The sequence below is a fragment of the Streptomyces sp. NPDC086080 genome (genome assembly GCF_044540255.1).
Classification (GTDB): domain Bacteria; phylum Actinomycetota; class Actinomycetes; order Streptomycetales; family Streptomycetaceae; genus Streptomyces.
Window position 1 is genome coordinate 76,488 of record NZ_JBITRU010000033.1, and the last position, 11,726, is coordinate 88,213.

Below are 11,726 nucleotides of genomic sequence, written 5' to 3' on the forward strand. Positions count from 1 at the left end.
ACGGAGAAAACCGGTCGCGGAAGGGCGAAGCTCCCGTCCCCCTGACGCCCACGCCCTCCGGACGACCCGCCTTACGCTCCTCGCGTACTCCCCGGAATGTCGCGGAGGGATGAAATCCGCCGCTGATCGCGTTGGTGCCGTGCGGTAGATCAGGACGAGCGGAGGGCACCCGAGTGACATCGCAACGGGGATGGGCAGGACGACTGACCGGGTACGCCTGGCGTCATCGCAGGGACGTCGTCCTCGCACTCGGCTCCTCCCTCGGCGGCATGGCCGTGATGGCGCTGGTCCCGCTGATCACCAAGGTGATCATCGACGACGTGATCGGCGACAGGACCAGGGACATGACCACCTGGGCCGGCCTGCTCGTCGGCGCCGCGCTCGCCGTCTACGTCCTCACCTACATCCGCCGCTACTACGGCGGCCGGCTCGCCCTCGACGTCCAGCACGACCTGCGCACCGAGATGTACGACACGATCACCCGGCTCGACGGCAGACGTCAGGACGAGCTGTCCACCGGGCAGGTCGTCGGACGCGCCACCAGCGACCTCCAGCTGATCCAGGGCCTGCTCTTCATGCTGCCGATGACCATCGGCAACCTGCTGCTGTTCCTGATCTCGCTCGTCATCATGGCGTGGCTGTCCCTGCCGCTGACCGCCGTCGCCCTCGCCGTCGCCCCCGCCCTGTGGTGGATCGCCAAGCGCAGCCGTACCCGGCTGCACCCCTCCACCTGGTACGCCCAGGCACAGGCCGGCGCCGTCGCCGGCGTGGTCGACGGCGCGGTCGGCGGCGTCCGTGTGGTGAAGGGCTTCGGGCAGGAGGAGCAGGAGGCCGGGAAGCTGCGCGCGGTCGGACGGCGGCTGTACGCGGGGCGGCTGCGCACCGTCCGGCTGAACTCCCGCTACACCCCCGCACTCCAGGCCGTCCCCGCGCTCGGCCAGGTGGCGATGCTGGCGCTCGGCGGCTGGCTGGCGGTGGGCGGGCACATCACGCTGGGCACGTTCGTCGCCTTCTCCACCTACCTCGCCCAGCTGGTCGGCCCGGTCCGGATGCTCGCCGTGGTTCTCACCGTCGGCCAGCAGGCCCGCGCGAGCACCGAACGCGTGCTGGAACTGATCGACACCGAGCCGTCCCTGACCGACGGCACCAAGGAACTGCCCGCCGACGCCCCGGCGACCGTCGAGTTCGACGACGTCTCCTTCGGCTACGACCCCGGCCGGCCGGTCCTGGACGGCCTCTCCTTCGAGATCCGCCCCGGCGAGACCCTCGCGGTCGTCGGCGCCTCCGGCTCCGGCAAGTCCACCGTCTCCCTCCTCCTGCCGCGCTTCTACGACGTCACACGCGGCGCCGTCCTCGTCGGCGGCCACGACGTCCGCGAGCTGACCACCGAGTCCCTGCGCGCCGCGATCGGGCTGGTCCCCGAGGACTCCTTCCTCTTCTCCGACACCGTGCGGAACAACATCGCCTACGGCCGCCCGGACGCCACCGACGAGCAGATCACCGCCGCCGCCCGGGCCGCCCAGGCCGACCGGTTCATCAGCGAGCTGCCCGACGGCTACGACACAGGCGTCGGCGAGCACGGACTGACCCTCTCCGGGGGCCAGCGCCAGCGCGTCGCCCTGGCCCGCGCGATCCTCACCGACCCGCGCCTGCTGGTCCTCGACGACGCCACCTCCGCCGTGGACGCCCGCGTCGAGCACGAGATCCACGAGGCGCTGGCGAGCGTCATGCGCGGCCGTACGACGCTGCTGATCGCCCACCGCCGCTCCACCCTCAACCTCGCCGACCGCATCGCCGTCCTCGACGACGGCCGGCTCGCCGACATCGGCACCCACGCGGAGCTCCAGCGGCGCTCCGCCCTCTACCGCCGGCTGCTCACCGACCCCGACGAGCTGGGCGGCGTCTCCCCGGGCCACACCCCGCCCGCCGGGCCGCAGGAGGAGGACACCTCCGTCCGCGCGGAACTGGACGCCGAGTTCGACGCCGAACGCGGGGTCACCCCACGCCTGTGGACCGGCGACCGCGAACCCAGGGACACCGCCCTGTCCGACGCCCCGGCCACCCCGGAACTCCTCGCCCAGGTCGACGCACTGCCCCCGGCGGACGACGTCCCCGACATCGACGAGGCCCGCGCGGTCCGCCCCGAGGACTCCTACGGCCTGCGCCGCCTCCTGCGCGGCTTCCGCACCCCCCTCCTCATCAGCCTCGGCCTGGTCGCCGTGGACGCCGGCATGGGCCTGCTGCTGCCGGTGCTGATCCGGCACGGCATCGACCAGGGCGTCACGCAGGCCGCCCTCGGAGCGGTCTGGGCGGCCGCACTGCTGGGCCTGCTCACCGTGCTCGTCCAGTGGTCGGCGCAGATCGGCGAGACCCGGATGACCGGACGCACCGGCGAACGCGTCCTGTACGCGCTGCGGCTGAAGATCTTCGCCCAGCTCCAGCGGCTCGGCCTGGACTACTACGAGCGCGAGCTGACCGGCCGGATCACCACCCGGATGACGACCGACGTCGACGCGTTGTCGACGTTCCTGCAGACCGGCCTGGTCACGGCGTTCGTCTCCGTGGTCACCTTCTTCGGCATCATGGGCGCCCTGCTGGTCATCGACATCGAGCTCGCCCTGATCGTCTTCGCCACCCTGCCCCCGCTGATCGTCGGCACCTACTTCTTCCGCCGGGCCAGCGTGAAGGCGTACGAACTGGCCCGTGAGCGGGTCTCGGGCGTCAACGCCGATCTGCAGGAGTCGATGTCCGGGCTGCGGATCCTTCAGGCGTTCCGCCGTGAGCGGGACGGCGCGCGCCGGTTCACCGAGCGCAGCGCGAGCTACCGCAGCGCCCGCATCAGGGGGCAGTGGCTGATCTCGGTGTACTTCCCGTTCGTGCAGTTCCTGTCCTCCGTCGCGGCCGTCGCGGTGCTGGTCGTGGGCGGGGGCCGGGTCGACGACGGGACGCTGGCGATCGGCTCGCTGGTGGCGTACCTGCTGTACATCGACCTGTTCTTCGCGCCCGTGCAGCAGCTCTCCCAGGTCTTCGACGGCTACCAGCAGGCGTCCGTCTCGCTGGGCCGCATCCAGGAACTGCTGCGGGAACCCACCTCCACGCGGCAGTCCGACAAGCCGCTCCCCGTCACCTCCCTGCGCGGTGACATCGCCTTCGAGGACGTGCGCTTCGCCTACGGGGACGGCGAGGCGGCGCTCGACGGCATCGACCTCACCATCCCCGCCGGACAGACCGTCGCCTTCGTCGGCGAGACCGGCGCCGGCAAGTCCACCCTGGTCAAGCTGGTCGCCCGGTTCTACGACCCCACGGGCGGGCGGGTCACCGCCGACGGCACGGACCTCAGGGACCTGGACCTCACCGCCTACCGGCACCGGCTCGGCGTCGTACCGCAGGAGGCGTACCTCTTCCCGGGCACCGTCCGCGACGCCATCGCCTACGGCCGCCCGGACGCCACCGACGCCGAGGTCGAGGCGGCGGCCCGCGCGGTCGGCGCGCACGAGATGATCGCCACGCTGGAGGGCGGCTACCTCCACGAGGTCGCCGAGCGCGGCCGCAACCTCTCCGCCGGACAGCGCCAGCTGATCGCGCTGGCCCGCGCCGAACTGGTCGACCCGGACATCCTGCTCCTCGACGAGGCCACGGCCGCGCTGGACCTCGCCACCGAGGCGCAGGTCAACCAGGCGACCGACCGCCTGGCGGGCCGTCGTACCACGCTGGTCGTCGCGCACCGTCTCACCACCGCGGCCCGCGCCGACCGGGTGGTCGTCCTGGACCACGGCCGGATTGTGGAGGACGGCACCCACGAGGAACTGCTCCGGCTCGGCGGCACCTACGCCGCGCTGTGGCGGACGTTCGTCGGCGAGGACGTACCGGCACCGGCGTGAGAGGCGCCGGCGTGAGAGGCGCCGGCGTGTGAGGTGCCGGCGTGTGAGGCGTCGGCGTGCGGGACGCCCCCGTGTGGGACGCCCCCGCGCAACCATCCGGCCTACGCCAAGCGTCCGTACACGCGTACGCAGTTGAGCGCGGTACGGGAGGACGTCTGTGGGCAGTGCAGCGATACACCGCCGGCTCGCGCCGGCCCTTGCGGTGCTGACCGCCGCCGGGCTCCTCGCCGTCGCCACTCCCGCCGAGGCACAGGCCGCCGCCAACTGCCCCGGCCGCAAGGTACGTACCCTGCCGTTCTCCACGGGGTCCGTGGTCGTCTACAAGCGGGGCGGCTACGTCTGTGCCGTCACCCTCGCCGGGAGGCCGGGCGTCGAGCGGAAGATGTCGGTGAGCGTACGGGCGCGCGGCGGCCGGCCCGTGGTCGACGAGGGCCGCTACAAGTACCACGCGGGCCCGGTGACCGTGCACGCGGGACGCCGCTGTGTGTGGGTGAAGGGCGCGGTGGGCGGACGGTCCGTCAGCTCCGGCTGGATCCTCTGCTGACGCCGTCCCCGGACCGAGGGATAACCCTAGGACCCCTGTTGCTGGGGTGAGTTGGTCCGATAGCTTCCGGCGCACATCTGTCTCACAGGGGAGTGCGCATGCGCAAGGCGCTCAGATGGCTGCTGGCGCTCACGGTGCTCATAGGCACACTGAGTACGGCCGGGGCGGCCACCGCCGCCGGGCCGGAGACCACCGGCACCACTGACATCAAGGAGAGACTGCTCTCCGTTCCGGGCATGAGCCTGATCGAGGAGAAGCCGTACGCCGGGTACCGCTTCTTCGTTCTCAACTACACCCAGCCGGTCGACCACCGCAGGCCCGCCAAGGGCACGTTCCAGCAGCGGATCACCGTGCTGCACAAGGACACCGCACGGCCGACCGTCTTCTACACGGGCGGCTACAGCGTCTCCACGACGCCGCGCCGCGCCGAGCCGACGCAGATCGTGGACGGCAACCAGGTCTCCATGGAGTACCGCTTCTTCACCCCGTCCCGGCCCGAACCGGCCGACTGGTCGAAGCTGGACATCTGGCAGGCGGCCAGCGACCAGCACCGCATCTTCACGGCGCTGAAGAAGATCTACCGCGAGAACTGGATCTCCACCGGCGGCTCCAAGGGCGGTATGACCGCCACCTACTACGAGCGCTTCTACCCGCGTGACATGGACGGTGTCGTCGCCTACGTCGCCCCCAACGACGTGGTGAACAGGGAGGATTCCGCCTACGACCGCTTCTTCGCGCGGGTCGGCACCAAGGAGTGCCGCGACCGGCTGAACGGGGTGCAGCGCGAGGCGCTGGTGCGCCGCGCGCCGCTGCAGGAGAGGTACCGGGCGCTGGCCGCGGAGGAGGGCTACACCTTCGACACCGTCGGCAGCCTGGACCGGGCCTACGAGGCCGTCGTCCTCGACTACGTGTGGGGCTTCTGGCAGTACGGCACCCTCGCCGACTGCGCGGACATCCCGGCGGACGCCGAGAACGCCACCGACGAGGAGATCTGGACCTCGGTCGACACGATCTCCGGCTTCTCGTTCTACACGGACCAGGGCCTGAGCCCGTACACGCCGTACTACTACCAGGCCGGTACGCAGCTGGGCGCGCCGACCATCCACTTCCCGCACATCGAGAGGAAGTACATCCGCTACGGCTACCAGCCGCCCCGCAACTTCGTGCCCCGCTCGATCGACATGAGGTTCCAGCCGTACGTCATGCGGGACGTCGACACCTGGGTCCGCCACCACGCCCGGCAGATGCTGTTCGTGTACGGCGAGAACGACCCGTGGGGCGCCGAGCCGTTCCGTGTCGGACACGGTGCGCGTGACTCGTACGTGTTCACCGCGCCCGGCATGAACCACGGCGCGAACGTGGCCGGTCTGGTCGCGGAGGAGAAGGCGTTCGCCACGGCCCGCATCCTCGACTGGGCGGACGTCACCCCGAGCGCGGTCCAGGAGAACCCGGCGGCGGCGAAGCCGCTGGCGAGGTTCGACGCGAAGCTCGACCAGCGGGACGTCGAACAGCAGCGCACGCTGCGGCCGTAAGGCCCGCACGGGGCCACGCCGGTCCGGAGCGCACCGCACGGGGCCACGCCGGACCGGAGCGCACCGCGCGGGATCACACCGGTCCGGAGTGCACCGCGCGGTGCCATGCCGGTCCGGAGCGCACCGCGCGGGATTACACCGGGCGGGCGCAGCCCACCGGTGTGGTACCGCCGAGCCGGACGTAGAGGGCCGTGGACGCCGGGCATTCCGCCCGGGTGTCCACGGCCTTCGTCACCTCGAACTCCGGTGCGTGCTCGCCGCTGCCGTCGCAGGCGGTCTCGCGGACCTTGCCGCTCCCCAGGTCGTAGACGCAGTCGCCGACGACGGTGCGCGGCCCGCCCCCGCCGCCCGGGTCCCCGGGGTGCGGCGGCTGGAGGTGACGCATACAGGCGTAGCCGCGCGGCACCGTCCCGTCGCCGTCCCTGCCGCCGGCTCCCGCGGGGGAAGGCCGCTGCTCGCCGATGTGCAGCACGAAGTCCGTGGTCGCCGGGCAGCGCGGCCCCTCGCGCACCGTCCCGTCGTGCCGGGCGATCACCCGGGCCGCCGCGCGTTCACCGGCGCAGGACACCTCGGTGAAACTGGTCCGGCCGAAGGAACTGCATTCGCCGAGCGCGAGGAACACCGCCCCGTACCCGGACGGCCGGACCGGCGCCGGTGACACCGCCGCCCCCGGCCCCTCCAGCCGTCCCGCCTCCCCGGCCCCGCCGCCCGGCGCGCTCTGGCAGCCGGCGAGCAGCACCGCGCACACCGCCGCGCGCAGGGCCGTCGCCCGCCACCTGGCTCTCACGCGCATCGTCATCCCCCGGACACCCCCGCCCAGCGTGCCCCGGCGGACCGGGCACCGCCAGCGGTTCAGGGATGTTTTGCGCACATTGGGTACGGTGCGCCGGGTGTGTGACGTACGCGTGCTACGACCGGTCGTGTACGGGTGTCGCTCGTCCGTACGTGGCTAGAACCTCAGCCCGTACCCGACCGGGTACAACGCCGTCGCCGGGTCGTCGGCCCGCTGCACCGGGACCGGCAGCGTGCCGCGCGGGTTCACCTTGCCCGCGATCACCCGGGCCGCCGCCCGCACCTCGACGTCCGTCCAGGAGTACGAGGCCAGGTACGCCCGTACTCCGGGCAGCTGGGCCACGTCGTAGGGGTTGCGGAGCGCGACCGCGACGACCGGCCTGCCGGTGGCCAGCAGCTGCTCGACGAGTGTCTTCTGGCTGCCGGCCGCGCTGACGTTGTACGTCCCGACGATCACCGCGTCCGCCTCCTGGGCCGCCGCCACCGCCTTGGCGACGGTCGCCGCGGACGGTGCCGTACCGGTGGACAGGGCGGTGGCGGTGAAGCCCAGCTCGGTCAGCGCGCCCGCGAGGACCCCGGTCGGCGGTCCCGTCGTACCGGACGGGGAGGCCGGATCGGCGCCGACCACGAGCAGCCTGGGCCGACTGCGCCGGGACAGCGGCAGCAGGCCGCCCTCGTTGACCAGCAGGGTGGTGGTGCGCTCGGTGATCCGGTCGGCGGTGGCCAGGTGCGCCCGGGTGCCGACGGTGCGGTCGACGCCGGCGTGGGAGACGTACGGGTCCGTGAACAGGCCGAGGCGCGCCTTCAGCCGCAGCACCCGCAGGATCGACGCGTCGAGCCGGGCCTCGGACAGTTCGCCGTCCCGAACGGCCGTCAGGACCGCGTTCCAGGCCACGTCCAGGGAGGGCGGGTTGAGCAACTGGTCCACGCCCGCCTTCAGCGCCAGCACCGGCACCCGGTCGTCGCCGTACTTCGTCCGTACGCCCTCCATGCCGAGGGAGTCGGTGACCACCACCCCGTCGTAGCCCAGTTCCTCGCGCAGGATGCCGGTGAGGATCGGGTGGGAGAGGGTCGCCGGGTCCTCGGCGCCGTCGAGGGACGGCACCACGATGTGGGCGGTCATGATCGAGTCGATGCCCGCGGCGATCGCCGCCCGGAACGGCGGCGCGTCCAGCTCCTCCCACTGCTCGCGGGTGTGGTGGATGTAGGGCAGTTCGTCGTGGCTGTCGGTGACGGTGTCGCCGTGTCCGGGGAAGTGCTTGGCCGTCGAGGCGACGCCGGACGACTCGTAGCCCTTGACCTCCGCCGCGACGAGATCCGCGACCGCCTCCGGGTCGGAGCCGAAGGAGCGGACGCCGATGACCGGGTTGGCCGGGTTGACGTTGACGTCGGCCACCGGGGAGTAGTTCTGACGGATGCCCATCGCGCGCAGTTCGCGGCCGGCGACCCGGCCGAGGGTGCGGGCGTCGGACCGTGAACCGCCCGCGCCGACCGCCATCGCCCCCGGGAACAGGGTGGCGGGCTCGCCCACGCGGGCCACGATGCCGTGCTCCTGGTCGGTGGAGATGAGCACGGGCAGTCCGCGCGGCAGGTCGAGGGAGGCCTTCTGGATGCCGTTGGACAGGTCCGCGATCTGGTGCGGGGAGCGGGTGTTGTGCGCCCAGGCGAAGTAGATGATGCCGCCGACCCGGTACCTGGCGAGCAGTTCGGCGGCCGTGCGCACACCGATCTCCTTCAGGTTGGCGTCGATGTCGGCCTGGTCCGGCTCGGTGGCGGAGTGCCCGTAGACCCGCATCACGAACAGCTGGCCGACCTTCTCCTCCAGCGTCATACGGGAGATGAGGGCGCGCAGCTTTCTGTCGTCGGGGCCGTGCGGGCCGGTGGCCGCGTGGGCGGCGCCACCGGTCGCCACGGCGGTGGTGACGCCCGCCGTCGCGGCGAGGACGGTACGTCTGGACGGACGTGCTGTGCTTCCCGTGCTTCCGGTGCTGCTGTCGGGCACGTTGCGCTCCTTTGGAAGGTGGTCCGCGGGGGACCGGGGATCCACGGAAGGACATCCTCTGGAAGTCGCCGTGAAGGAAACTGCCAGGACGTCAGCAATATCCGGGAAGTTTCTGCCAGTCAAGGGACTGCGCGGCAACCGGTGAGGGGCCGTCATCGGCATGGCGGGAGGGTGCGCGCCGATGACGGCCTGCTGCCGGGCGTGGCGCGGCGGAGAGGGGTGGCCGGCGATCGCGGCGGGCGCGAGGGCCGGCACCGCGCCACGTTCGGACTCGTCCGGCAGCCTGCCCATGGGACGGCCCGCAGCACGGACGGGTTCCCGGACCGGCCTCGATTCCGGTGACAGTCCCCCACGTGGGGACAGAGGAGGCGCGAGGGTTCAGCGGGGCGTGTGCGCCGACACCGCGGGCCAGTGCTCGCCCAGCGTGCGGACCGTCTCCGCGATCGCCGGACGGCGCGCCGCCCCCGTCCGCCACAGCGCGTACAACCGCCGTACGGGCATGGGGTCGAGCGGCACCTCCACCACCCCCTCGGGCAGCGGGCCGCGCCCCAGCCGGGGGATCAGCGCGATGCCCAGACCGGCCGCGACCAGCGCGACCAGGGTGGGGTTCTCGTCGGCCTGGTGGACGATCTCCGGCTCGTGCCCGGCCGCGCGCAGGGTGCGCACCAGCCACTCGTGACAGACCCGGCCCGGTGGCTGGCAGATCCACCGCTCCCCGCCCAGCTCCTCCCGCCGCACCGCCGTGCGCCCCGCGAAGGGGTGACCCACGGGTACGAGCAGATCGCACAGGTCGTCGCCGATGACCGTCTGTTCCACTCCCGCGGGGGCGGGCAGCGGAGCGATGTCCCAGTCGTGCGCGACCACCAGGTCGACGGCGCCCTTGGCGACCAGGTCCACGGAGAGATGGGGATCGATCTCGGTCAGCCGGGTGTCGAGCGCGGGATGCCGGCGGGCCAGGTCCGCCAGCACGGCCGGCATCAGCCCGCGCGCCGCCGACGCGAACGCGGCGACGGTCAGCCGTCCGGCCGGCACCCCGCGCCGCTCCTCCAGCTCCGTCTCCGCCCGCTCCACGATCGCGATCAGTTCCCGCGCGGCCCGCACCAGCTGATGCGCCTCGTCGGTCAGCCGCACGCCCCGCCCCTCCCGCTCCAGCAGCACCGTCCGGGTCTCCCGCTCCAGCTTGGCGATCTGCTGGGACACGGCGGAGGAGGTGTATCCGAGCGCCACGGCGGCGGCACCGACGGTGCCGTGCACCGAGACGGCGTGCAGGGCGCGCAGACGCTGGAGGTCGAGCATGACGGCGACTCCCGTTCAACCGGCGACACGTCGTCGCCATCGCTGTCGATCGACGACGCTCCACAGATTAGCGATGCTTCATCCCACCATGCAGGAATCATCGCTGGTGCTGAACTGTGGTGGGCGGTGATCCTCGACGTATGCGACCTGCCCACGTCCTCCTCGCCGTCCTCGTCACCGCCGTCTGGGGAGTGAACTTCACCGTCATCGAGGTCGGGCTCGACCACTTCCCGCCGCTGCTCTTCTCCGCCCTGCGCTTCCTCGTCGCGGCGCTGCCCGCGGTGTTCCTCGTGGGGCGGCCCAAGGTGGCGTGGAAGTGGATCGTGGGGGTGGGACTGGCGCTCGGGGTGGCCAAGTTCGGCCTGCTGTTCGTCGGCATGGACGCGGGGATGCCGGGCGGGCTGTCCTCCCTGGTGCTCCAGATCCAGGCGGTGTTCACCGCCCTGTTCGCCTTCGCGCTCCTCGGCGAACGCCCCTCCCGGATCCGGCTGGCCGGCATGGCGGTGGCGCTGGCCGGGATCGGCGTGGCGGCGGTCGACGAGGGCACGTCGGGCCCCCTGCTCGGTTTCGCCCTGGTCGTCGCGGCGGCCGCCTGCTGGGGCGTCTCCAACATCCTCACCCGCAGGGCGGCACCCCCGGACGCCCTGAACTTCATGATCTGGGTGAGCACCGTCCCGGTCCTCCCCCTTCTCGCGCTCTCCCTGCTCCTGGAGGGCCCGGCACGGGACCTGGACGCGCTCCGCTCCCTGGACTGGCAGGGCGCGGGCACGGTCCTCTTCGTGGCCTGGGTCGCCACGGTCTTCGGCTTCGGCGCCTGGGGCTGGCTCCTGCGCCGCCACCCCGCCTCCACGGTCGCCCCCTTCTCCCTCCTCGTCCCCGTCTTCGGCATGTCCTCGGCCGCCCTCTTCCTGGGGGAGTCCATGACCCCGCTGCGGTGGAGGGCGGCGGCCCTGCTGGTGGGCGGAGTGGCACTGGCGTCGGTGACGCTTCGGCGGCCGGGGGGACCGAGGCCACGGCCCGCTGCCGACGCCCCCGCCGCCGGACGCGAGGGGAGCGGATCGGGAGTCCTTGAGCGATCAAGTCACGCCAAATTTCGTTGAACACTTGAATACCTGCTTGTCGGCCACTGAAGATGTAGTCGCCATTCGCCCCCCGGACTCCGTCGGAAGGGAACCGAAACAGATGAAGAGCCGGTCCAAGCGACTAGCGATAAGTGCCCTGACGGCCGCCGCACTGACTGCCGTGCTTCCGGCAGCACCCGCCTTCGCCACCGACGAGATCGACTGCGGCACCGGCGACAGCGCCGTCAGGATGACGTACGTGGAGAACGGCGCCGAGCACGCCAGGTGCTGGGAGAACCCCGGCGGTGTCCCGGTCGATCAGTACGGCGTCACCTCCTTCTCCTCGGGCGCCAACGAGGTGGTCGTCTTCTGGAGCGCGGGCATGGGCTGGAAGGTCAACGTGCTCGAGCCCTACACGACGGCCCCCTTCACGGGCGCTGACACCTACCTCGTGTACGGCTTCCAGGTTCTGTAAGCGCGACCGGTGGTCGTGGGGGCGGGCCCCGGGGGGCGGGCCCCCCCCCCCCGCCCGCCCGCGGGCCGCCCCCCCCCCCCCCGGCAACAGGTAACACCCCCGCCCCCAGCTAGACCCCCCCGCGGCCCCCGCGACGCCCCCCC

General features: G+C 72.3%; 8 protein-coding genes. 5 read left to right on the top strand and 3 right to left on the bottom strand.

Going from position 1 to position 11,726, the window contains the following annotated elements; translation table 11 throughout:
- Positions 1-173: 173 nt before the first annotated feature.
- From ACIF9R_RS30860 to ACIF9R_RS30870, 3 genes are all read left to right on the top strand, one after another.
- On the top strand, positions 174-3,881 hold the full coding sequence (locus ACIF9R_RS30860) for an ABC transporter ATP-binding protein (protein ID WP_399985692.1): 3,708 nt from the start codon (positions 174-176) through the stop codon (positions 3,879-3,881).
- Positions 3,882-4,038: 157 nt separating this feature from the next.
- A complete protein-coding gene (locus tag ACIF9R_RS30865) occupies positions 4,039-4,425 on the top strand; it encodes a hypothetical protein (RefSeq protein WP_399985693.1) in 387 nt (128 codons plus the stop codon).
- 98 nt (positions 4,426-4,523) lie between these two features.
- Entirely contained in the window at positions 4,524-5,957 is a 1,434-nt protein-coding gene (locus ACIF9R_RS30870) for a S28 family serine protease (protein ID WP_399985694.1), read from the top strand.
- A gap of 133 nt (positions 5,958-6,090) precedes the next feature.
- Here ACIF9R_RS30870 and ACIF9R_RS30875 read toward each other — a convergent pair whose 3' ends face one another.
- The 3 genes from ACIF9R_RS30875 to ACIF9R_RS30885 all read right to left on the bottom strand — a co-directional run bounded on the left by ACIF9R_RS30875 (position 6,091) and on the right by ACIF9R_RS30885 (position 10,047).
- Positions 6,091-6,750, bottom strand: a complete 660-nt coding sequence (locus ACIF9R_RS30875; RefSeq protein WP_399985702.1) for a hypothetical protein — start codon at positions 6,748-6,750, stop codon at positions 6,091-6,093.
- A gap of 156 nt (positions 6,751-6,906) precedes the next feature.
- Entirely contained in the window at positions 6,907-8,751 is a 1,845-nt protein-coding gene (locus ACIF9R_RS30880; protein ID WP_399985695.1) for a glycoside hydrolase family 3 protein, read from the bottom strand.
- 378 nt (positions 8,752-9,129) lie between these two features.
- Positions 9,130-10,047 carry a LysR family transcriptional regulator gene (locus ACIF9R_RS30885; protein WP_399985696.1) on the bottom strand — a complete coding sequence of 306 codons (918 nt, stop codon included), beginning with the start codon at positions 10,045-10,047 and terminating at the stop codon, positions 9,130-9,132.
- A gap of 140 nt (positions 10,048-10,187) precedes the next feature.
- Here ACIF9R_RS30885 and ACIF9R_RS30890 point away from each other — a divergent pair, with 140 nt between their 5' ends.
- Positions 10,188-11,147 (top strand): EamA family transporter, encoded by a 960-nt coding sequence (locus ACIF9R_RS30890; RefSeq protein WP_399985697.1) that lies wholly within the window; start codon positions 10,188-10,190, stop codon positions 11,145-11,147.
- Between the two features lie 142 nt (positions 11,148-11,289).
- Positions 11,290-11,583 (top strand): hypothetical protein, encoded by a 294-nt coding sequence (locus ACIF9R_RS30895; protein ID WP_399985698.1) that lies wholly within the window; start codon positions 11,290-11,292, stop codon positions 11,581-11,583.
- Positions 11,584-11,726: the final 143 nt, after the last annotated feature.